Here is a 21,722-nt window from a genome sequence, read left to right as displayed (position 1 = left end):
GATCATGTTGGCGCGGCGGCGCGGCGCCAGGGGAACCAGGAGGAAGAACGCGGCCCGCGCCTCGCCGGGCAGCCGCATGATGATGTAGTAAGGATTCATCACCGAGGTGCCGCCGCCGCTGCCCGGCGAGGCGCGGGCCGAGTTCTTCCTCATGGTTCCCATGGTGCCGAGCCGCCGCGACAACATGATCGCGTGGCTGGCGGCGCGTTGCGATGCGCCCGACTACGGCAAGCTGATCGTGTACGAATTCCCGAAGGACAAGCTCGTCTACGGGCCGTTCCAGATCGAGGCGCGGATCAATCAGAACACGGAGATATCGCAACAGCTGACTTTGTGGAATCAGATGGGCTCGCGGGTGATACGTGGGGCGAACCTGCTGGCTATACCGATCGAGAACTCGATCCTTTACGTATCGCCGCTCTATTTGCGCGCGGAGTACGGGCACTTGCCGGAGCTGAAACGGGTGATCGCGGCCTATGGCGAACACGTGGTGATGAAGGAGACGCTCGGCGAGGCCTTGTCGGCTCTGTTCGTCGAGCCTGGCGCGGCGCGGCCGGTCTCGGGTGCGAATGAGGACATGCCTGTCACAGGCCCGTCGACGAACCAGGCGAGGGAGGCGCTCGATCGTTACAATCAGGCCGTTGAACGATTGCGGTCCGGCGACTGGAAGGGCTTTGGCATGCAGTTCGATGCAATGCGCGAGCTTTTGGAGGATATGAACCGGCGTTCCACCGGCCATTAGTGCTCCCGGCTCCTTAAGTCTGACGCTGCCTCGGAAAGGACGAACGTGGCACTACGGTCGGGCTTCGCTCACGAATATATTGTGAATTCAACAGCATAGAGTTCGCAGTATTGTTCTGAGCGGCGCGCCATCACGGCCAAAGCCAATTCCAGCCAATGCAAGGGATTGTCCTGGGGCAAACGGCTTTGCCGCGCCGGTTGGCGGATGTGAACAACGTCCTCAATCGCTGCAATCCGCGGATATTTCGCAACCCTTTGGTAAGCCAACGGCGATAGGCGTGATCGCCGGGGATGATGTGATGGCTCTAGGGTCCAAGAAGCGCGAAACGCGCAAATCGCTGCGTCAATCCGGCTGGATCACGCTCGACGGCGGATTCGCCGCGCGGCCTTGCGTGGTCGAGGACATTTCCTCGTCGGGCGCCAAAATCACCGTCCAGGACAACAACACGCTGCCGGCCAAGCTGCGGCTGGCGTTCTCGCGCGACGCCCGCACGGGGCGCGCCTGCGAAGTGGTCTGGCGCGAAGGCAAGACGTTCGGCGTCAAATTCGTGCGCTAGCCCCGTTCGGCCGCACGCGATAGAAGACCGGATGCGCAAGACCTGCTTCGCCATCATCGCCGTCGTACTGCCCGCTGCTGCGTTCGCGCAGCAGGGCGACCGCCGCAATTTCCAGACGCCTCCCGATGCCGGGAAGACCTTGCCGTCGAAATCCATCACGCGGAGCAATCCTTGCGCGTCGTACGGACCGGGCTTCGTCAAGGTCGAGGGCTCCGACACCTGCGTGAAGCTCGGCGGCGGCATCAGTGTCGGTGCGGGGATGTCGAGCGGGCGCTGAACGCCCACGCTCACGACATCGGCGGCGCGATGAACCGCACGAAGGCGGGCCGCGGTGCGATCTCGCCGAACCAGCGTTCGAGATTGGGCCGCTTCGGCTTGATGATGCCTTCGACGCCGAGCCAGCGCCGCGCGAAGGCGCCGAGTGCGATGTCGGCGATCGTGAACTGATCGCCCTCGATGAAGCGGCGGCTTGCGAGCTGCTCGTCGACGACCCGCCACGCCGCGCCCGCGGCGTCGGCAGCTTGCTGGATCTGAACCATGTCGCGCTTCTCCGGCGGCGTGCGCACCAGCCCCCAGAACACCGGGCGATCGACCGGCTGTAGCGTCGACAGTGTCCAGTCGAGCCAGCGGTCGACCGCGGCGCGCGCCTTCGGCGCTTGCGGATAGATCGGCGAGCCCTGACCATAGGCCATGCAGAGATAGCGCATCACCGAATTGGATTCCCACAACACATAGTCGCCGTCGACCAGCGTCGGGACGCGGCCGTTCGGATTCATCGCGAGATAGTCGGCCTGATCGTTCTTGCCGAACTGCATGCCGGCATCGATGCGATGATAGGGCAGGTCGAGCTCGGCGAGACACCAGAGCACCTTCTGCACATTGACCGAATTGGCCCGGCCCCAGATCGTCAGTTGCGGCTTGCTGTCCATCACGCGATTCCCGCTGTTGTGCTTTGCGCGCGTTCTTAGCTGAAACGTCCGGGAAAAGCGCGGGGTGAATTGTACCCAGAACAAAAATAAAGGCTCTGCCGCATTGCGGCAGAGCCTCGCTGATACGCACGCGTCAGGATTCGGTCAGCGACCGAACAACAGCCACAGCACGATGATCACCGGAATCGGTACACCCACCAGCCAAAGCAAAATCCCTTTTCCCATCTCATTGCCTCCTCGCATTGGGAATATGCGGAGGCAACGTCGACGGTCGTGCCACGTTCCTAACGATCGCTCCGCGTTTCGCCGATGGCGACACGCGGATAGGAACGCGTGCGTGGGCGCGGTGTTTACCAATGACCGGTGTTGGGCATCGACGCCCACGGCTCGGCCGGCGCCTTCGGGTCGCCCTTTTGCAGGATCTCGATCGAGTGCAGGTCGGGCGAACGCACGAACGCCATGTTGCCGTCGCGCGGCGGACGATTGATGGTGACGCCCATCTTCATCAGCTTCTCGCAGGTCGCGTAGATGTCGTCGACCTCGTAGGCGAGATGGCCGAAATGGCGATCCTCGCCATATTTCTCCTCGTCCCAATTGTAGGTCAGCTCGACCAGCGGTGCGCCGCGGGATTGCGGCAGGGACTTGAGCAGATGGAGGTCTTCCTCGGCGCAGAGAAACACCAGCGTGAAGCGGCCTTTGTCATTGTCGATGCGGCGCACTTCCTTCAGCCCCAGCGCGTCCTGATAGAATTTCATCGCGACATCGAGATTGCGGACGCGCAGCATGGTGTGCAGATAGCGCATTTTCTTATCCTCCTGAGAAACGTTCAGAGATTCTTGTTTGGGCGGGATGGTCGGGGCGAAAATAGCAGCAAATCGGACCAAGGGGCAGCGATAAGGTGCGGGCCTGTCCTGCGGCCGTTCGCGCTTTTCGGCGCTTCATGATCGCGATTGCGTGAAGGCTTGATCGCGCAAAAATCTCATCAAGTCGATGGACGGTGCCGAGCCTGTCTGCGTTGAGCGATATTCCGGATCGCGCCGGCGATGAACCACATGATGAGCGCGCTTTATGCGACGGTTGCGCGGCGCGGATACGAGAAAGCCCCGCCCAGGAAAATTCCGGGACAGGGCTTTCGTGGTCGAGCCTTGGAGGCTGCGCCTCTATCTCATCGATTGCCCATCACGGCCAATCAAGGACGCGCGAGGTTGGACAATCTCTAAAAAGCAAAACCCCGCGAGTGGGCTCGCGAGGTCTGATGCCGGCCGGCCTTGGGGAGATCGTGCCGGCAACCGGACACACAACTGTTCGCCGGGTGGAAGGTTCCTCGGTCCGAAAATAGAAAGCCCCGCAGGCTGGATGCGGGGCTTTCCCAGTTGACGGACTGGGGATCTCTCAGGGCGTGAGCCGTCAACTGTTGGGGACCAAACTTAAGGTTGAATTCACAAAATGCAACAGCGCCGCGTAGACGGAATATCTTCGTCCCACAGCGCTGTGCCTAATGCTGGGCCCTGAAATCCCCAGCGCCGGTAAGTCTTCGCACCGCGCAAAAGGTTCAAACGAAAGACGTCGCGAGAGGAGTTTGCGGGGGGCATTCAAAGCCGACAGGGTGGTGGAGGTCTCAGACCCCGCGCAAATGCACCGGCGCGCGCCGCTACCGCAGCGCCTTGGGGTGTTTGCGCTCTCACACCTTGATGTCGAGAATGGTCTCGACGGCGTCACGATCGGCCTGGTTCTTGGCGGCGAAGACATCCAGCACATCCGCATTGATGATACGCGGCTGCTCCTTCGCCGTCTGATCAAGGACGAGATGCACTCTGGCTTGCGTGACTTCGACAGGTACGGGGTAAACGAGCATGGCTCTCTCCCTCCGGCGGTCGAACCTTGTCAGGGCTTTCTTAATGATTTGTAAGCGCCGGAATCGCGCCTTTTGACCCGAATCGGACCGCTTGTGGGCGTCGGTCCGCTCGCGCGCTGTCCGGGTTGGGGACATACTGTGGGCCTGCGGGACCGGGCGGCGGCACGGATGAAGAACGGGCTCTATTCGATCCATATCCACATGACCGACGGCGTGCGGGGCCGCGACAGCGGCGTCCTGATCCTGCGCAATGGCCTGTTGATCGGTGGCGGCCCGTATTTCTGGTCGATCGGCGCCTATACGGCCGGCGAGGGGACCTGGAAGGGACACCTCAGCACCAACCAGCATTCGCCGTTTTCCGACCCGTTCGCCCGTCCGCTATTCGCCGGGCACGAGGTGACGAGCGGCTTCTCCGGCACTTTCAGCGGCGACCAGGCCGAGGTGTTCGGGACCGTGTTGGTTGGGACCCGCAGCCTGGGCTTCCGGGCAACCCTGAAGCGGCTGGCGGATGCCTGATCGGCGCGAGGCCTGTGGACGAGTGCGCAGCAAGCGCCGAAGCCCGCTCGGCAAATGGACCTGGAGCTGCTGTGGATTTGCTGCGGACAAGCGGGGGATATTCTGTGGACCGGCGGTTCGCGGGTCATCGAGACATCATTACCGAGCCACCGCTAACCCTACCTGGTTAGGTTAAGAGCAGCATCGCGTTGTCACCACCGGCGATTGCGCTAGGGATGGTTGCAGGTGACGCCATGATGCCATCGTTCCACAGCGCGGATCGACCGACCCACCGGCGTGTGATGGTGGTGGGCCTGCTGTTCTGTTCCGCTTTTGTCGTAATCAGCTTCTGGCTCCGGCCGCAGCCTGAGGCCGGCAAGGCGCTCGTCAAGGCGGACCGGCTGGTCCGCACGGCGGGAGAGGCGCGCAAGGCGAATTAGCAAGGCAAACTGACAAGGGAATCTAGCGAGGCAAACCGGGACTGCTGCCGCCGCTCAGTCCGGCAGCTTCCCATTCGGATGCTTGTGATACATCGCGATGCCGATGAAGCCGGCAAAGCCCATCACGTTAAGCAGCAGTTCCATCCACGCCGGCATCGGTGCCAACCTCACTCACCGCCAAGCTAATCTTTGAGGTTGTGTTTTTGTTCCCGGGCTAACCGATGGTAGCTTTGCGCAATCGCATGGCTGTGGAACCGGAACACGCGTTCCAGCTTGGCGCCGCTGCAACCATCCCATCGAGACGACGTTAGCCCTGCGAACCTACGTGAGGAGGTTGCGATGAAAAAGGTATTTGCAGTTTTGGCGACGGTTGCGACGGTTGGCGCAACCATGGTCAGCGCGCCGGCGCAGGCGCGTCATATCGGACCTGGCCTGGCCTTCGGTCTGGCCGCCGGCGCACTGGCCGCGGGCGCGGCGGGCGCGTACTACGGCCCACGCTATTACGGACCCGGCTACGGTTATTATGGCCCCCGCTACGGCTACTACGACGACGGATATGCTTATTATGGCGGTCCGTATTACCGGCACCACTACTATCGCCATTATTGGTAACGGCGACGAGCCCGGAGCACACCGCTCCGGGCTTTCTCAATCGCGCATCATGATGTGATCGCGCGGACCACGCTCGCATCGACCGTCCGGCAAGCGAGCGAGGACGACATCAAGCGCTCTTGCGCTGAAATCGGCTCCAGACATTGCCGAGCGTGTTGTCGTAATATTCCTGGCGATCGCGCTCGAACTTCTGCTGCGTCGCCCGGAAGCTGGCGATGCGTGCGACGATCTCTTCGCGCTCGCGCGCGACGCGCTCTTCCATATCCGTCATTGCCCATCCTCGTCGTGGTGGTCCTATCCCCGCGCGCATTGGCATGGGCGAATTGGGCGTCAATGCGGAGCAGGCCGTGCAGGAATGTGATGATGCTGGGGCGGTGGGCGGCCCGATCGCTCGCGTCACGGTTGAGCTCGCAATCCGTTCGACCGTGCTATAGTCGCGGCGGCCAACCGGATCGTCTTCAGTGATTGCAAAAGACTTGCGCAGCGGCGTCGAGCAGCTCGGCAACATGATTGCCGAGGCGTCATCGATCGTGCCCTTCACCGGGGCGGGCATCTCCACCGAGTGCGGCATACCCGACTTCCGCTCGCCGGGCGGATTGTGGACCCGCAACCGGCCGATCCCGTTCGATGAGTTCGTCGCCAGTCAGGAAGCACGCGACGAGTCATGGCGTCGCCGCTTCGCGATGGAACCGACGTTTGCGGCAGCCAAGCCCGGTCGCGGGCATCGCGCGCTTGCTTCGCTCTACCGGGCGGGCAAGGTTCCCGGCATAATCACGCAAAACATCGACAATCTGCATCAGACGTCGGGCTTCAAGGCCGACGACGTGATCGAATTGCACGGCAACACGACTTACGCGCGCTGCATCGGTTGCGGCAAGGACTACGACCTCTCGTGGGTGAAGCAGCACTTCGACAAGACCGGTGGTGCGCCTGATTGTGCAGACTGCGGCGATCCGGTGAAGACCGCGACGATCTCGTTCGGGCAATCGATGCCCGAGGATGCGATGCGTCGCGCAGCGGAACTCAGCCGGCAATGCGACCTGTTCCTGGCGATCGGGTCATCGCTGGTGGTATGGCCCGCCGCGGGCTTTCCGATGATGGCGAAGGAGAGTGGCGCACGGCTCGTGATCATCAACAACGAGCCGACCGATCAGGACGACATGGCGGATCTGGTGATCCGCCACGATATCGGCGACACGCTTGGTCCTTTCGTAGGCAATTGACGCCTGATTGATTCGCGGCTGTGCAAGCCTGTTCATAGTTCCCGCGGGAATCGTTTTTTAGCTATGCCCGGCAGGCGGGAGTGTTATCTTTTGATTGAGAGATTCGCGCAGCGTCCAGGTGAGTTGTCCAAGTGAGTTGGTCACGGAGAGCAGCGCGTACAGGGTGCGCCGCAACGTCGGCGATCTGCATTTTGATGTGTGGGGTCCGGGGTCATGGGGTCGGACGGATTTGAGTCCAAGAAGCTCGGCGGACCGCCGATGGGCGGAGTTGGGCAAAGTAGGATAGCACAAGGCGAGTATGGCAGTGCGCCGCGCGATCCGGCGTTGGATGCCTTCTCCGGTCTCGGCGACACCGCGGCCAACCTCGTCGAAGTCTCCGGCGTCATCAAATGGTTCGACGCATCGAAGGGATACGGCTTCGTCGTTCCCGACAATGGCTGGCCCGACATCCTGCTGCACGTGACGGTGCTGCGGCGCGACGGCTATCAGACCGCCTATGAGGGCGCGCGTCTCGTCGTCGAATGCGTGCAGCGCGCCAAGGGCTATCAGGCCTTCCGCATCGTCTCGATGGACGAGTCGACCGCGATCCATCCGGCACAGATGCTGCCGCCGCGAACCCATGTCACGGTGACCGCGACCAGCGGGCTCGAGCGCGCACAGGTCAAATGGTTCAACCGGCTGCGCGGCTTCGGCTTCGTGACTTGCGGGGAGGGCACGCCCGACATCTTCGTGCACATGGAGACGCTGCGCCGCTTCGGCATGACCGAGCTGCGCCCCGGCCAGTATGTGCTGGTGCGGTTCGGGCCCGGCTCCAAGGGCATGATGGCCGCCGAGATTCATCCGGAGACCGGCCCCTCGGCGCTGTCGTCGCACTAGAGAATGATCCGGACCCGGAGGGCCGCGTCAGCCCAAAGCGTGAAGCGGTTTTCCGGAAAGATCATGCTCAAGAACTGCCCTCAGCCCGGACGCCCTGACGGAAACGTGAGCCGCCGGCGCGCCTTCAGGGCTCTGGCATTTGCCGCAATCATCGGGTTAGGGTCCGCCGGAAAATCTTCCCCGGTGTGAGTATTTGTCGATGAATTTCGTTCGCATTGTTGGGCGGCTGCGTCCGTCGCTGCTGGCCGCGCTCGTCATCATGATCGGGGCTCTGCTGGCCCCAGCCGCGCAGGCCGCCAGCGTCCAGCCGCTCGAGATCGTCACCAAATCAGGCGTGCACGTCTTCTCGGTCGAAATGGCGACCACCGAGCAGGAGAAGGAAACCGGCCTGATGTACCGGAAGGAGCTCGCGGACGGCAAAGGCATGCTGTTCGACTTCACGCCGGAGCAGGAAGTGTCGATGTGGATGAAGAACACCTACATCTCGCTCGACATGATCTTCATCCGTGCCGACGGGCGAATCCTTCGGATCGCCGAAAACACCGAGCCGATGTCGACCAAGATCATCCCGTCGCGGGGGCTCGCCAAGGGCGTCCTCGAGGTGATTGCCGGGACGGCGCAGAAATACGGCATCCAGCCCGGCGACCGGGTCGGCCATCCGCTGTTCGGCAGTCACTAGCTCTCCGTTACGGTGCGGTTTCCGGACGGAAACCGTTCCCGACTGCCCGGCCGGAAGCCCTGCACCGGCGCCTTGCTGGCGCTGGCTGAAGCGTGTATCCACGGGGCTTCTCGGAAATATCGGGGTATAGCGCAGCCTGGTAGCGCGGCAGTTTTGGGTACTGCAGGTCGTTGGTTCGAATCCAGCTGCCCCGACCATCCCATCCTGAGGCTTCATCGCAATCGTTGACCGCGGCAGGTCGTGGCCCGGTCGCGCGAGAGCGTGCGCGCCCAAGCTTTGATCGAGATGGTCTGGCCTGACGCAACAACGCCGCCCAGACGGAATATCTTCGTCCAGACGGCGCCGTCGAATACTGGGCCCTGAAATCCCCAGTGCCAATGGGTCGTCCGGGCGGGCGATAGGTTCAACCCAGGGACGGTCTCGGGCGCAGTCGTAATGTCGCAGGCCATGTCGCGGCTCGGCGCGGTTGCGGGCAGGTGACCGGAGGGCTTCAACCACCCAGGCGCGGCCTGTGACGCAGCAGCGTGATGGCTGGTTTGGCGCCAGACATGAGTGTTATGTCAGATCAGAAATAACGATCACGCGGGCAAGATTGCCAGTAGCGAGTACAATCCGATCTGAAAGCTCGCCGAGCGCCGTTCGGCGTTGCCGGCCAGCCTGACAAGAACAATCCGCGAGGAGGCACCATGGCGCGCAGACTGATCGATATCTCTGTTCCCCTGCAGAACGATGTTCCGGCCGATCCGCCCGGCAATCATCCAACCATCCAGTATATCAACCACCAGCAGGGGCTGCCGCGCATGCTGCAGTTCTTCGATGGACTGAAGGCGGATGATTTGCCTGACGGGCAGGGCTGGGCTGTCGAGCAGGTCTCGCTCTCCACCCACAACGGCACGCATCTCGATGCGCCCTGGCATTTTCATCCGACCATGAACCGCGGTGAACGGTCCTGGACCATCGACGAGGTGCCGCTGGAATGGTGCTTTCAGCCGGGCGTGAAGCTCGACTTCCGGCATCTGCCTGACGGCTGTGTCGCGACTGCGGGCGATGTCGAAGCCGAGCTGAAGCGCATCGGCCACACGCTGTCGCCGCTCGAGATTGTCGTCGTCAACACCAGCGCCGGTGCGAAATATGGCCAGCCCGATTACGTCAATTCGGGCTGCGGCATGGGCTACGAGGCGACGATGTATCTGCTCGAGCGCGGCGTGCGGCTGACCGGCATCGATGGCTGGAGCTGGGACGCGCCGTTCGTTTTCACCGCGAAGAAATATGCCGAGACCAGGGACGCCAGCCTGATCTGGGAAGGCCACAAGGCCGGCCGGCACATCGGCTACTGCCACATCGAGAAGCTGCACAATCTGGAGCAACTGCCGTCGACCGGGTTTATGGTGTCGTGCTTCCCGGTGAAGATCGAGCGCGCATCGGCGGGGTGGACGAGGGCGGTTGCGATCCTCGACGGCTAGCCGCGATCGGGTTTTCGCTCGATGGGGAACCGGTGGACAGGCTGTTCATTCCGCTAGGTTGTTGCGGCACGGCTACAGCCTAAGGCAGACGAATCTGCTCTGATGCACGTCATAGATGCATTTGGGTGATCGGGCCGGCGGCTCGTCCTCGCGTCCCGATTTTCTGAAGCGTTCTCTCCCGTGACTAGAGCCCCGGCGTCTTCCGGGGCTCTTTCTTGCATGCCGCAGGCGAGCCAAGCGCCAGCGGGTGAATGAAGCCCCAAAAGAAAATCAGGTGCGCCGGAACCGACGCACCTGATTTATGTCTTCAATATCGCTTGTGTCGGCGGTTGTTAGTACCGGCAGACGCGAACACCACGCGGGGTCCACCAGCAGCGCGGACCGACGTAACCGCCGTAGTAGCCATAGCCACGGCCATAATATCCGCGACCATAGCCCCATCCGCGGCCGCGACCCCAGCCATAACCGCGTCCGCGCCATTGCGCTTGCGCGGAAGACGTGGTGGCACCGACCAGGATGGCAGAGGTGCTTGCGACATAGACGAACAACAAAGCGACTGCTGCAAGGCAACGAGTCAGGATATTGTAGCGTTTAGTCATTCTGAAGATCTCCAGTCACTTCCAAACATCAGAACTGATGCTGGCTGTCTCGCTTAGACGCGCTGCACCGCTATCCGGTTCGAGCATGCTAAGACAGTATTTTCACTAAGGTTCTTGCGAGTTTTAACGACACTATTGAGGGCAGCAGGTAAGGTCAAGTTACAGTCCCGCCTGCAATGGATGATGTGGTTGCTACGCTCATCTTGTCGTTCATCCGCCGTTCATTCTGTTCATCTTGCATTGCGCAGATCTGGCGCTGACTTGGCGCCGATTTGATTTGTGCATCGCAGAAGCAGAGATTGCGAACCGCGGAAAATGCCGTCGATAACTTGAAGTCGACACGATCCTGTTCTCTGAGCGTCTCAGTATCCTCCCTGAAGAGTGCCCATGCCGAAACAACACACCTACGTCCTTGGTCTCAACGTCTACGACCATGACGTGAGCGCCTGCCTGCTGCGTGACGGTGCGATCGCCTATGCGATCTCCAAGGAGCGCATCACCCGCGAGAAGCACGCCTCGGGCTTCTACAAGGAAGTCATCGACTACTGCCTGTCGGCCGAGGGCATCACGCTCGACGACGTCGATCTCGTGGTGCGCAACAGCTACATCCTGCCGGTGCCCGAGATGGAGGAGCGGATGCTCCATCAGGACATGCCGGGCTTCCTGCCGATCGCCGAGCGCAACGAGGCAATCAAGCATCCGCTGTTTCGTTCCAAGTCCAACAACGTGGTGTCGATCTCGCATCACCTCGCGCATGCCTACAGCGCGTTCGCGGTGTCGCCGTTCAAGGACGGTGTCGTGATGATCGTCGACGGCGTCGGCAACTATCAGGCCGACGCGATGGAGTCCTATCCGCAGGATGGTGCATCGCCGCTCGCCCGCGAGTCCGAGAGCTATTACAGGTTCGACGATACGAAGCTCGAATGCCTGAAGAAGGTCTTCATGGAGCCGGCGCGCGGGCTCTTGTCGGACGAGTTCTACAACATGCCGGGTCTCGGGGCGCTGTACAGCCGGGTTTCGACCTATGTGTTCGGCGACTGGAACAAGTGCGGCGAGCTGATGGGGCTCGCGCCCTATGGCCGCCGCGAGCAAGTCGGCCATCTCCTCGAGATGAAGGACGGCACGCTGCACGTGCCGTTCTGGGGCGAGGAAAACCGGCAGCCCTTCGTGCTCGACAGTGGCAGCTGGGACAAGAGCCCGACGATGCGGCACTGGGAGGACATCGCCTGGCGGGTGCAGGACGACACCGAGAACGTGCTGCTCGAGCGGGCGCGCTGGCTGCGCGAGACCACCGGCGCGAAGAACCTCTGCATCGCCGGCGGCGTCGCGCTGAACTGCGTCGCGAACGGGCGCATCGCGCGCGAGGCGGGCTTCAAGAATGTCTGGATCCAGCCCGCCGCCGGCGACGACGGCATTGCCATCGGCTGCGCCTATTACGGCTGGCTCAAGATCCTTAAAGCACGGCGCTCGTTCGTGATGGACCACGCCTATGTCGGCCGGCGCTACAGCGATGCCGAGGTCGCGGCCGCGTTGCAAAACTTCCTGGTCCGTATCCAGGTCGACGCCAGGCGCAGCGACAACATCTGCCGCGATACCGCAAAACTGCTCGCCGACCAGCGCGTGATCGGCTGGTTTCAGGACCGTTCCGAATTCGGTCCGCGCGCGCTCGGCAATCGCAGCCTGATCGCCGATCCGCGCAAGGCCGAGATGAAGGACATCCTCAATAGCCGGGTCAAGCACCGCCAGGCCTTCCGCCCGTTCGCGCCGATCGTGCTGGCCGAGCGCATGAAGGAGATCTTCGAGGGCGAGGAGGACTCGCCCTACATGCTGATCGCAAAGCCGGTGCGGCCGGAGTGGCGGGACAAGATCCCGGCGATCGTGCATGTCGACGGCTCGGCACGGGTGCAGAGCGTGCGGGAAGAGACCAACCCGATGCTCTACCGCCTGCTCAGGGAGTTCGAGGCGCTGACCGGCGTGCCGGTCCTGATCAACACCTCGTTCAACGTCAAGGGCGAGCCGATCATCGAGACGCCGCAGGATGCGGTGAGCTGCTTCCTCACGACAGGGATCGACAACCTCGTGATGCACGACACGCTGGTAGCGAAAACCGCCATGCACAAGGTCGTGACGCCCGTGATGACGACATTCGGCGACGTCGCCACCATTGTCTCCTCGACCACGCAGGACGGCAGCCGCGGTGGCAGCTAGAGCGTGGCCCGGAAGGCCACGCTCAGATAGTTCGGGTCAGGCCGCCTTCGCCGGTGCCGCGGGTTTCGGCGCCGGCGGCTTGATCGGCTTGTCCTGCCGCTTCGACCAGGAGATGTAATAGGCCACGATCGTCATGATCGCGATGCCGGAGACGCTGACGAAGATCTGCGCGAACAGCGAGCCCGAGCTCATCGAGAGCTCGAAATGTCCGACAAAGGACAGGAACACGCCGACGCAGAACACCGCGAGCGACTGCTGGCCGCAGACGATCAGCGGATCGAACACCTTCCATTCCAGCGCCGCCCAGTCCTTCGGGATGAAGCGGATCACCAGCACCGTGATCACCACGAAGTGCAGGAAGCGATAGGGCGCGAGGTTGGTCTTGTCGTTCGGGTTGAACGCCGAATACAGCCAGTCCGGGAATTGGGCGCCGAACTCAGGGAAGCGGCCGGCCATGGTCATGATCAGCGCGAAGATCATGTAGGCGATGCAGAACCACAGCGTGTAGCGCGAATTGATGATGTGCATGTTGGCACGCGCGCCGCCCATCGCGCACCACGAGCCGAACACGAACAGCACCTGCCAGGCGAACGGATTGAAGTACCAGGTCCCGGCCGGGTAGGCGGGCAGGTTCCAGCCCATGTGACGCGACACCAGCCAGAGTGCGAGTGAGGCCAGCATGGTCCAGTTCGGCCGCCGCAGCATGAACCACAGCACCGGCGGAAACAGGCCCATCAGCACGATGTAGAGCGGGAGCACGTCGAGATTGACCGGCTTGAACTTCAGGAACAGGCCCTGGCGCAGTGTCTCGGTGGCGTTGTCGACGAGACCGGCGACGTTGAACTCGTTGATGATCTCGGAGTCGCCGAAGCGCAGCGCCAGATAGCTGATCGAGGCGATGTAGATCACGAACAGGATAATGTGGGCGACATAGAGTTGCCAGACCCGCTTGGTCAGCCTGGTGGCGCCGACGATGAAGCCCCGCTCCAGCATCATGCGGGCATAGACAAATGACGCCGTGTAGCCGGAGATGAAGACGAACAGGTCCGCCGCGTCGCTGAAGCCGTAATTCCGCGTCGTGATCCAGTTCACGATATTGTCGGGGATGTGATCGAGGTAGATCGCCCAGTTCGCGATCCCGCGGAACAGGTCGAGCCGGAGGTCACGTCCTTTTTCGGGCAGGCTTGCGTGGATTTCCATGGGGCGCCGCTTCCTCGAGATAATGCTGTCGAGAAGACCGTGCTGTGACAATCTGGCCGCGGGCCCAAGGGACTCCAGAAGCCTCCCCGGGGCCAGATTGTCACAGCGCGGTAGAATGACTATACCGGTCCGGCGAAGGCTACCTCCGAGATCGAGGAATCACCGATCAGTTCGTTGAACGGTGTCTCTATACTATCCCGGCAGTTTCCTTCAAATCGCTTCCAAGTCTACCGCTTCCAAGTCTATCGCTTCCATGTCGCATATCCCACGGGGCCGACCATTCATGACCGCACGCATTTTTAAGCCCGCCAAAAACGCGATGCAATCGGGACGTGCCAAGACGAAAGAGTGGCAACTGGACTACGAGCCGGAGCAGCCGCGCACCGTGGAGCCCTTGATGGGCTGGACCTCGTCGACCGACATGAAGCAGCAGCTCACGCTGCATTTCGACACCAAGGAGGAGGCGACGGCCTATTGCGAGCGCAAGGGCATCGCCTACCAGGTGATCGAGCCGAAGGATTCGGCGTACCGCCAGGTCGCCTATGCCGACAATTTTGCGTTCCGCCGCTGGGAGCCCTGGACGCACTAGGGCGGGCAATCAGCTCGCAGGGCTGGCGGCGAGGGCGCCCGGGATCGGCAGCGGCGCATCCTTTGAGACGCCGAGCACCGGAAAGCTTCGAATCTTACGCACATTGGGCAGGCTGGCGAATTGCAGCAGCTGCTGGCGCATGTCGTCGACGCTGGGTGCGACGCATCTCAGCATGAAATCGGCGTCGCCCGAGATCCGCCAGCATTGCAGGAAGCGCGGCACGGCCGCCACCGCGGCCTCGAATGCCTCGATCGCCACCAGGGTCTGGCTGTCGAGCTGGATCAGGACGAAGGTCGTCACCTCATAGCCCAGCAGCCGCTCGTCGAGCGTGGCGCGGATCGCCTGCACCACGCCGCGGCTGCGCAGGGCGCGTACCCGGCGCAGGCAGGGCGGGGCTGTGATGCCGACTCGCTCGGCGAGCTCGTTGATCCTGATCCGGCCGTCCCTCTGCAATTCGGCCAGGATCCGCAGGTCGATGTCATCGAGCTGTGGGCGCTCGGTCACGGTCGCGAACCCGCCACGGCGGTCTGCGGGCTCTCGCTGCCGCTGCGGCGCTGACCGATCGCGGCCTGCGGCGCGACCCCCGACAGCACCAGCTTCTCGTGCGCTGCGATGATGGCATCCCGGGTCAGGCGGCCGCCGGGACGGTACCAGGTGCAGAGCCCGGTGAGCAGCGAGATGATCGCAAAGGTCGCGACTTGGATGTCGACCACCTCGAACACGCCTTCAGTTACGCCTTCGGTGAGGATCTGCGCCAGCCGCCGTTCATAGGCGCCGCGCAGCGCCACCACGGCGTCGTAGTTCTTCGCTTCGAGGCTGCGCAGTTCGGAATTAGCGATGAAGACCTCGCGCTTGCGGGTCATGTGATAGCTGACGTGGAAGGCCACGAAGGCGCGCAGCTTCTCGACCGGATCGGCCTTGCCCTCGAGTGCGAGATCAAGCTCGCGCAGCAAATCGTTGATATGGTCCTGCACCAGATCGAACAGCAGGTCCTGCTTGGTTGAGATATGGTTGTAGAGTGAGCCTGCCTGGATGCCGACTTCGGCGGCGAGCTGACGCAGGCTCATGGCCTCGTAGCCGCGTTCGAAGATCAGGCGCACGCCGGCCTTGCGGATCGCCTCCAACGTCGTGGGGCCATGTGAGCCGATCGTGCGTGCCATCGGGGCCTCGGAGGGTGTTGGCTTGTCAGGGAGAACCAGGAAACAAGCGAACGACCGTATGTTTATTGCATGAAATCCCAACAGATTCAATGAACTGCGGATTTCATTGCCAAACCATAGCACGGTTGCTTGCGAAGCCAAGAAAAAAACGTATGATCGTTTAATTGCAAGATGAATCTCACGGGAGGGATCATGGCCTCGAACCAGGCGGCAATCTTCAATTTCGACCTTGGCGAGACCGCGGATGCGATCCGCGAAACGGTGCATGATTTCTCGACCAACGAGATCGCGCCGCGCGCCGCCGAGATCGATCGCTCCAATACTTTCCCGCGCGACCTCTGGCCCAAGATCGGCGCGCTTGGCCTGCACGGCATCACGGTCGAGGAGGAGTATGGCGGCTCGGGCCTCGGCTATCTCGAGCACTGCATTGCGGTGGAGGAGATTTCGCGGGCGTCGGCCTCGGTCGGGCTAGCTTACGGCGCCCATTCCAATCTCTGCGTCAACCAGATCCGCCGCAACGGCAACGAGGCGCAGAAGCGCAAATATCTGCCCAAGCTGATCTCCGGCGAGCATGTCGGGTCGCTTGCGATGTCGGAGCCCGGCGCCGGCTCGGACGTGGTGTCGATGAAGACCCGCGCCGAGAAGAAGGGCGACCGCTTCGTGCTCAACGGCAACAAGATGTGGATCACCAATGGCCCGCACGCCGAGACGCTGGTGGTCTACGCCAAGACCGATCCGAACGCCGGTCCGCGCGGCATGACCGCCTTCATCATCGAAAAGGGCATGAAGGGATTTTCGACCGCGCAGAAGCTCGACAAGCTCGGCATGCGCGGCTCCGACACCTGCGAACTGGTGTTCGAGGATTGCGAGGTGCCGGAGGAGAACGTGCTCAATGAAGTCGGCCGCGGCGTCAACGTCTTGATGTCCGGCCTCGACTATGAGCGAGCGGTGCTGGCGGCGGGGCCGATCGGCATCATGCAGGCCTGCATGGACGTCGTGCTGCCCTACGTCCACGAGCGCAAGCAGTTCGGCGAGCCGATCGGCTCGTTCCAGCTGGTGCAGGGCAAGATCGCCGACATGTACACCACGATGAACGCCTCGCGCGCCTATGTCTACGCGGTGGCGAAAGCCTGCGACCGCGGCGAGACCACGCGCGAGGACGCCGCCGGCGCCATTCTCTATGCCGCCGAGAAGGCCACCCAATGCGCGCTGGATGCGATCCAGCTCCTGGGCGGCAACGGCTACATCAACGACTATCCGACCGGCCGCCTGCTGCGCGATGCAAAACTCTACGAGATCGGCGCCGGCACCAGCGAGATCCGCCGCATGCTGATCGGCCGCGAGCTGTTCGCCAAGACGGCGTAGTTTGTTCTCCCTCGCCCCGCTCTTCGCAGGGAGAGGGGCGAGGTGAGGGGCCGTCACCGCGTCGGCGGTGACAGATCAATCCTCCGCTCATCGTCCAACCGTGTCCTCCAACGAAACGTGCAACACCGATGCCGCTTCATTCGACGATCGATCCCACATCCCAGGAATTCGCCCGCAACGCCGACGTGATGCGCAGCCTGGTCGCGGAGCTCCGCGACAAGCTCAAGCAGGTTGCCGGCGGCGGTGGCGAGACATCGCGCAAGCGGCATACCTCGCGTGGAAAGATGCTGGCGCGTGATCGGGTCGATCTCTTGATCGACCCCGGCACCGCGTTCCTCGAGCTGTCGCCGCTGGCCGCCAATGGGCTGTACGGCGGTGACGTACATTCGGCCAGCGTCATCACCGGCGTCGGGCGCATCTCGGGCCGCGAATGCATCATCGTCGCCAATGACGCCACCATCAAGGGCGGCACCTATTACCCGCTGACGGTGAAGAAGCATCTGCGCGCCCAGGACATCGCGCGGCAGAACAATCTGCCCTGCGTCTACATGGTGGACTCCGGCGGCGCTTTCCTGCCGTTGCAGGACGAGATCTTTCCGGACGAGCGGCATTTCGGTCGCATCTTCTACAATCAGGCGCAGATGTCGTCGCAGGGCATCCCGCAGATCGCGATCGTGATGGGTTCGTGCACCGCGGGCGGTGCCTATGTGCCGGCGATGTCCGACGAGAGCATCATCGTGCGCAATCAGGGCACGATCTTCCTCGGCGGTCCGCCGCTGGTGAAGGCCGCGACCGGCGAGGTCGTCACCGCCGAAGAGCTCGGCGGCGCCGATGTCCATTCGCGCCAGTCGGGCGTGACCGATCATTATGCGCAGAACGACGCCCACGCGATCGGGATCGCGCGCCGCATCGTCGGCACGCTGAAGCCGCCGGCGAAGGCACCGCTCAACATGCGCCCCCCGCAGGAGCCGCTGTTTCCCGCCGAGGAAATCTACGGCGTGGTCTCCGCCGACGGCCGCAAGCCGTTTGACGTCCACGACATCATCGCGCGGATCGTCGACGGCTCCGAATTCGACGAGTTCAAGAAGCTCTACGGTACCACGCTGATCTGCGGCTTCGCCCATATCTGGGGGTATCCGGTCGGCATCATCGCCAACAACGGCATCCTGTTCAGCGAAAGCTCGCTGAAGGGCGCGCATTTCATCGAGCTGTGCTGCCAGCGCGGCATTCCCCTGGTGTTCCTGCAGAACATCACCGGCTTCATGGTCGGCAAGAAGTACGAGGCCGGCGGCATCGCCCGCGACGGCGCCAAGCTGGTGACGGCGGTTGCGACCGCCGGGGTGCCGAAATTCACCGTGGTGATCGGCGGCTCCTACGGCGCCGGCAATTACGGTATGTGTGGCCGCGCCTACAGTCCGCGCTTCCTCTGGCTGTGGCCGAACGCGCGCATCTCGGTGATGGGCGGCGAACAGGCCTCGATGGTCCTGAGCCAGGTCAAGCGCGACGGCATCGAGGCCAAGGGCGAGAGCTGGTCGGCGGAGGAGGAAGACAAATTCCGCGAGCCGATCCGAGCGCAATACGAGAAGCAGGGCAATCCTTATTACGCCACCGCGCGGCTCTGGGACGACGGCGTGATCGATCCCGCCGACACCCGCCTGGTGCTCGGGCTCGGCCTCTCGGCCGCCGCCAACGCGCCGATCGAGCCGACGAAATTCGGCCTGTTCAGGATGTGACCCAGGATCTGACCATGGACCGCTCAAAACTCTACCGGCGTTTCCGTACGCTTCTGATCGCCAACCGCGGCGAGATTGCCTGCCGCGTCATCCGCTCGGCGCGTGCCATGGGCCTGCGCACCGTCGCGGTCTATTCCGAGGCCGATCGCGACGCCATGCATGTCGCGCTGGCCGACGAGGCCGTGCTGCTCGGGCCGGCACGGGCGCGCGACAGCTATCTCAACATCGAGCGCGTGATCGCGGCCGCAAAACAGACCGGGGCGGAAGCCGTGCATCCCGGCTACGGCTTCCTGTCCGAAAATGCCGAGTTCGCTCAGGCCTGCCTCGACGCAGGTCTGGTGTTCGTCGGCCCGACCGCCGCGATGATGACCGCGATGGGCTCGAAATCCGGTTCGAAGGCCTTGATGGAGAAGGCCGGCGTGCCGCTGGTGCCGGGCTATCACGGCGAGGCCCAGGACGAGGCGATCTTGGCGGAGGCTGCGACCCGGATCGGCTTCCCGGTGCTGGTCAAGGCATCTGCCGGCGGTGGTGGCCGCGGCATGCGCGTGGTCAATGCGGCGGCAGAACTTGCGGCCGCGATCACCAGCGCCAAGCGCGAGGCCAAGGCGGCATTCGGCGACGACCGCATGCTGATCGAGAAATACGTACAGAACCCGCGCCACATCGAGGTGCAGATCATCGGTGACAGCCATGGCAATCTGCTCTCGCTGTGGGAGCGCGAATGCACGCTGCAGCGCCGCCACCAGAAGGTGATCGAGGAGGCGCCGTCGCCGACCCTGAACGCCGCGCAGCGCGACACGGTCTGCGAAGCCGCGCGAAAAGCGGCCGGGGCGGTCAATTATGTGGGCGCCGGCACCATCGAGTTCGTCTCCGACGGCAAGGACGTGTTCTTCATCGAGATGAACACCCGCCTGCAGGTCGAACATCCCGTCACCGAGCTCATCACCGGCGTCGATCTCGTCGAATGGCAGCTCCGCGTCGCGTTCGGCGAGGCGCTGCCGCTGAAGCAAGACGAGATCAAGCTGAACGGACATGCCATCGAGGCGCGCGTCTACGCGGAAAATCCGCAGAAGAACTTCATGCCCTCGGTCGGCCGCATCAAGACCTGGCGGACGCCGCAGGACAGCGATGGCCTGCGGATCGATGCCGGCTATCGCAGCGGCGACAGCGTCTCTCCGTATTACGACGCGATGCTCGCCAAGGTGATCGCCTGGGCGCCGACGCGTGAGGGGGCGATCGAGAAGCTCAATCGCGGGCTCGAACAGACCGACGTCCGCGGCATCGTCACCAACATCCCGTTCCTGTCGGCACTGGTGACGCATCCGCAGACGCGGGCCAATGCAATCGATACCGGCTTCATCGAACGCGAGTTGAAAGACCTGACGGCCGGTACTGGCGCGGCCGGCGAGTTCGAGCTGTGCGCGGCGGTGGCTGCGATCGTCAACCATGAGCAGAAGGCGGCGCGGAGCGAAGCCAGCTCTCCCTGGCAGGCGTTCGGCTGGATGCCGGTCGGCCGCCGCCAGCGGGTGTTTTCGTTCCGGCAGGGCCACGAACCTGCCCACACCATCACGCTGCACTACGGCAATGGACCGTCGACGCTCTCGATCGGCGGGCGCGAGCTTGGATTTGAGATCTCGTCATCCGGCGATGACGGCTTTGACTTGACGCTCAACGGCCTCAAGTCGCGCGTCGCTTCGGTCATCGAGGGCCACGAACTCTACTTGCGCACCCGCAACGGCCGCTTCGACCTGCATTGGGTCGATCCGTTCGGCGGCGAGAGCGAAGAGCAGGTCGGCGAGGACAAGATCGTGGCACCCTTGCCGGGCACCGTGGTCGCGCTGCTGGCCGAGGAGGGCGCGACCCTGGAGAAGGGCGCGCCGATCCTGACGCTGGAAGTGATGAAGATGGAGCAGACCCTGCGCGCGCCTTACGCAGGCGTGCTGAAGAAGCTCAAATGCAAGGTCGGCGACATCGTCGGCGAGGGCGTCGAGCTTGCCGAAGTCGAGCCTGCGGCCGCGTCATGAGCGATCAGATCCACATCGTCGAGATGGGGCCGCGCGACGGCCTCCAGAACGAGAAGACGCCGGTCAGCGTCGAGGCGCGTATCGCCTTCGTCGAGGCGCTGGTGGCGGCGGGGCTCAACACTGTCGAGGTCGGCGCCTTCGTGTCGCCGAAGGCGATTCCGCAGATGGCAAGCTCCGACCAGGTGCTGCGCGGTGTCAGTCACGTCAGGAACGGCGAATTCCACGTGCTGGTGCCGAACGAGAAGGGCTATGACGCCGCCCGCGCGGCCGGCGCCAAGGTGGTCTCGGTGTTCGCTGCCGCCTCCGAGGGTTTTTCGCGGGCCAACATCAATTGCTCGGTCGCGGAATCGATCGAGCGCTTCAAGCCGGTGCTGGCGCGTGCCAAGGCCGATGGCGTCAAGGTGCGCGGCTATGTCTCCTGCGTGCTGGGTTGTCCGTTCGACGGTGAGATCAAGCCGAAGGCGGTCGCCGACCTCGCCGTGACCCTGTGGGATCTCGGCTGCTACGAAATCTCGCTTGGCGACACCATCGGTGTCGGCACGCCGCTCAGGGCCAGGGAGATGCTGCGTGCGGTCGGCGCCGAGCTTCCGGTTGGTAACCTCGCGATGCACTTCCACGACACCTACGGCCAGGCGCTCGCCAATCTCTATGCCGGCATGGAGGAGGGCGTCCGCGTCATCGATTCCGCCGCCGGCGGTCTCGGCGGCTGCCCCTATGCGCCCGGCGCCACCGGCAACGTCGCGACCGAGGATGTCGTCTACATGCTGGAGGGCATGGGCGTGAAAACCGGGATCGACATGGACAGGTTGCTGGCCACCACGAACGAGGTCGCGGGGTTGCTCGGCCGCCCGCCGGTCAGCCGTGTTGCATCCGCGCTGAACGCGAAGCGGAAGCGCCTCGTAAAATCGTAAATTGTAGGATGGATGGGGGAGTTTGTTCCTCGCGGCTCAAAGAGCGAAGGCGGGGGCCTGTGT

23 protein-coding genes, 1 tRNA gene and 1 pseudogene are annotated in these 21,722 nt (G+C 63.2%); 17 read left to right on the top strand and 8 right to left on the bottom strand.

What is annotated here, in order from left to right; genetic code table 11:
• Nucleotides 1-118: 118 nt before the first annotated feature.
• The 3 genes and pseudogenes from FNJ47_RS31125 to FNJ47_RS31115 all read left to right on the top strand — a co-directional run.
• Nucleotides 119-742, top strand: a pseudogene (locus FNJ47_RS31125) (UPF0182 family protein); the annotation flags it as partial.
• Between the two features lie 298 nt (nucleotides 743-1,040).
• Nucleotides 1,041-1,298 carry a PilZ domain-containing protein gene (locus tag FNJ47_RS31120; RefSeq protein ID WP_163159771.1) on the top strand — a complete coding sequence of 86 codons (258 nt, stop codon included), beginning with the start codon at nucleotides 1,041-1,043 and terminating at the stop codon, nucleotides 1,296-1,298.
• 31 nt (nucleotides 1,299-1,329) lie between these two features.
• Nucleotides 1,330-1,575, top strand: coding sequence for a hypothetical protein (locus tag FNJ47_RS31115; protein ID WP_163159752.1), 246 nt, complete (start codon nucleotides 1,330-1,332; stop codon nucleotides 1,573-1,575).
• A gap of 10 nt (nucleotides 1,576-1,585) precedes the next feature.
• On the opposite strand, the gene FNJ47_RS31110 is transcribed toward FNJ47_RS31115, so the two are convergent.
• From FNJ47_RS31110 to FNJ47_RS31100, 3 genes are all read right to left on the bottom strand, one after another.
• A complete protein-coding gene (locus FNJ47_RS31110) occupies nucleotides 1,586-2,227 on the bottom strand; it encodes a glutathione S-transferase family protein (protein ID WP_165445951.1) in 642 nt (213 codons plus the stop codon).
• Between the two features lie 350 nt (nucleotides 2,228-2,577).
• Nucleotides 2,578-3,030: a VOC family protein gene (locus FNJ47_RS31105; protein WP_097672220.1), complete on the bottom strand. Its 453-nt coding sequence runs from the start codon at nucleotides 3,028-3,030 to the stop codon at nucleotides 2,578-2,580.
• Between the two features lie 878 nt (nucleotides 3,031-3,908).
• Nucleotides 3,909-4,082, bottom strand: coding sequence for a hypothetical protein (locus tag FNJ47_RS31100; protein WP_163159769.1), 174 nt, complete (start codon nucleotides 4,080-4,082; stop codon nucleotides 3,909-3,911).
• A 168-nt stretch (nucleotides 4,083-4,250) separates the two neighbouring features.
• On the opposite strand from FNJ47_RS31100, the gene FNJ47_RS31095 reads away from it, so the two are divergent.
• The 3 genes from FNJ47_RS31095 to FNJ47_RS31085 all read left to right on the top strand — a co-directional run bounded on the left by FNJ47_RS31095 (nucleotide 4,251) and on the right by FNJ47_RS31085 (nucleotide 5,629).
• The gene (locus tag FNJ47_RS31095; protein WP_163159768.1) at nucleotides 4,251-4,598 is read left to right on the top strand and encodes a GrlR family regulatory protein; all 348 of its coding nucleotides are present in this window, start codon (nucleotides 4,251-4,253) and stop codon (nucleotides 4,596-4,598) included.
• A 233-nt stretch (nucleotides 4,599-4,831) separates the two neighbouring features.
• Complete coding sequence (locus tag FNJ47_RS31090) at nucleotides 4,832-5,017, top strand: hypothetical protein (RefSeq protein ID WP_163159751.1); 186 nt, start codon at nucleotides 4,832-4,834, stop codon at nucleotides 5,015-5,017.
• 339 nt (nucleotides 5,018-5,356) lie between these two features.
• A complete protein-coding gene (locus tag FNJ47_RS31085; RefSeq protein ID WP_163159767.1) occupies nucleotides 5,357-5,629 on the top strand; it encodes a hypothetical protein in 273 nt (90 codons plus the stop codon).
• Nucleotides 5,630-5,738: 109 nt separating this feature from the next.
• Here FNJ47_RS31085 and FNJ47_RS49950 read toward each other — a convergent pair whose 3' ends face one another.
• Nucleotides 5,739-5,900: a hypothetical protein gene (locus FNJ47_RS49950; protein ID WP_165445950.1), complete on the bottom strand. Its 162-nt coding sequence runs from the start codon at nucleotides 5,898-5,900 to the stop codon at nucleotides 5,739-5,741.
• 190 nt (nucleotides 5,901-6,090) lie between these two features.
• Between FNJ47_RS49950 and FNJ47_RS31080 the strand changes: the two genes are divergently transcribed.
• From FNJ47_RS31080 to FNJ47_RS31060, 5 genes are all read left to right on the top strand, one after another.
• Entirely contained in the window at nucleotides 6,091-6,852 is a 762-nt protein-coding gene (locus tag FNJ47_RS31080) for a Sir2 family NAD-dependent protein deacetylase (RefSeq protein WP_163159766.1), read from the top strand.
• A 213-nt stretch (nucleotides 6,853-7,065) separates the two neighbouring features.
• Complete coding sequence (locus tag FNJ47_RS31075) at nucleotides 7,066-7,728, top strand: cold-shock protein (protein WP_163159765.1); 663 nt, start codon at nucleotides 7,066-7,068, stop codon at nucleotides 7,726-7,728.
• Between the two features lie 199 nt (nucleotides 7,729-7,927).
• Nucleotides 7,928-8,407, top strand: a complete 480-nt coding sequence (locus FNJ47_RS31070) for a DUF192 domain-containing protein (protein WP_163159764.1) — start codon at nucleotides 7,928-7,930, stop codon at nucleotides 8,405-8,407.
• 120 nt (nucleotides 8,408-8,527) lie between these two features.
• Nucleotides 8,528-8,604: transfer RNA gene (locus FNJ47_RS31065), tRNA-Pro, on the top strand.
• 489 nt (nucleotides 8,605-9,093) lie between these two features.
• Nucleotides 9,094-9,870 (top strand): cyclase family protein, encoded by a 777-nt coding sequence (locus FNJ47_RS31060; RefSeq protein WP_163159763.1) that lies wholly within the window; start codon nucleotides 9,094-9,096, stop codon nucleotides 9,868-9,870.
• A 332-nt stretch (nucleotides 9,871-10,202) separates the two neighbouring features.
• Here the strand turns inward: FNJ47_RS31060 and FNJ47_RS31055 are convergent, their stop codons facing one another.
• Nucleotides 10,203-10,469: a hypothetical protein gene (locus FNJ47_RS31055; protein WP_163159762.1), complete on the bottom strand. Its 267-nt coding sequence runs from the start codon at nucleotides 10,467-10,469 to the stop codon at nucleotides 10,203-10,205.
• Nucleotides 10,470-10,856: 387 nt separating this feature from the next.
• Here FNJ47_RS31055 and FNJ47_RS31050 point away from each other — a divergent pair, with 387 nt between their 5' ends.
• Nucleotides 10,857-12,677 carry a carbamoyltransferase family protein gene (locus FNJ47_RS31050; RefSeq protein WP_163159761.1) on the top strand — a complete coding sequence of 607 codons (1,821 nt, stop codon included), beginning with the start codon at nucleotides 10,857-10,859 and terminating at the stop codon, nucleotides 12,675-12,677.
• A 36-nt stretch (nucleotides 12,678-12,713) separates the two neighbouring features.
• On the opposite strand, the gene FNJ47_RS31045 is transcribed toward FNJ47_RS31050, so the two are convergent.
• Nucleotides 12,714-13,877: an OpgC domain-containing protein gene (locus tag FNJ47_RS31045; RefSeq protein ID WP_163159760.1), complete on the bottom strand. Its 1,164-nt coding sequence runs from the start codon at nucleotides 13,875-13,877 to the stop codon at nucleotides 12,714-12,716.
• A 283-nt stretch (nucleotides 13,878-14,160) separates the two neighbouring features.
• Between FNJ47_RS31045 and FNJ47_RS31040 the strand changes: the two genes are divergently transcribed.
• Nucleotides 14,161-14,466 (top strand): ETC complex I subunit, encoded by a 306-nt coding sequence (locus tag FNJ47_RS31040; RefSeq protein ID WP_163159759.1) that lies wholly within the window; start codon nucleotides 14,161-14,163, stop codon nucleotides 14,464-14,466.
• 9 nt (nucleotides 14,467-14,475) lie between these two features.
• Here FNJ47_RS31040 and FNJ47_RS31035 read toward each other — a convergent pair whose 3' ends face one another.
• A complete protein-coding gene (locus tag FNJ47_RS31035; protein ID WP_163159758.1) occupies nucleotides 14,476-14,970 on the bottom strand; it encodes a winged helix-turn-helix transcriptional regulator in 495 nt (164 codons plus the stop codon).
• Entirely contained in the window at nucleotides 14,967-15,626 is a 660-nt protein-coding gene (locus tag FNJ47_RS31030; protein WP_163159757.1) for a TetR/AcrR family transcriptional regulator, read from the bottom strand. Before FNJ47_RS31030 ends, FNJ47_RS31035 begins: the two co-directional genes overlap by 4 nt.
• A 192-nt stretch (nucleotides 15,627-15,818) precedes the next feature.
• Between FNJ47_RS31030 and FNJ47_RS31025 the strand changes: the two genes are divergently transcribed.
• The 4 genes from FNJ47_RS31025 (at nucleotide 15,819) to FNJ47_RS31010 (ending at nucleotide 21,659) form a co-directional block, all read left to right on the top strand.
• Nucleotides 15,819-16,991, top strand: a complete 1,173-nt coding sequence (locus FNJ47_RS31025) for an isovaleryl-CoA dehydrogenase (RefSeq protein ID WP_163159756.1) — start codon at nucleotides 15,819-15,821, stop codon at nucleotides 16,989-16,991.
• 128 nt (nucleotides 16,992-17,119) lie between these two features.
• Nucleotides 17,120-18,724, top strand: a complete 1,605-nt coding sequence (locus tag FNJ47_RS31020; protein WP_163159755.1) for a carboxyl transferase domain-containing protein — start codon at nucleotides 17,120-17,122, stop codon at nucleotides 18,722-18,724.
• Nucleotides 18,725-18,738: 14 nt separating this feature from the next.
• Nucleotides 18,739-20,748, top strand: a complete 2,010-nt coding sequence (locus tag FNJ47_RS31015; RefSeq protein ID WP_163159754.1) for an acetyl/propionyl/methylcrotonyl-CoA carboxylase subunit alpha — start codon at nucleotides 18,739-18,741, stop codon at nucleotides 20,746-20,748.
• Nucleotides 20,745-21,659 carry a hydroxymethylglutaryl-CoA lyase gene (locus FNJ47_RS31010; protein ID WP_163159753.1) on the top strand — a complete coding sequence of 305 codons (915 nt, stop codon included), beginning with the start codon at nucleotides 20,745-20,747 and terminating at the stop codon, nucleotides 21,657-21,659. Before FNJ47_RS31015 ends, FNJ47_RS31010 begins: the two co-directional genes overlap by 4 nt.
• Nucleotides 21,660-21,722: the final 63 nt, after the last annotated feature.

Source organism: Bradyrhizobium uaiense (genome assembly GCF_010811875.1).
In the GTDB taxonomy this organism is placed as follows: Bacteria; Pseudomonadota; Alphaproteobacteria; order Rhizobiales; family Xanthobacteraceae; genus Bradyrhizobium; species Bradyrhizobium uaiense.
This window is presented reverse-complemented; position numbering and strand designations above follow the sequence as displayed.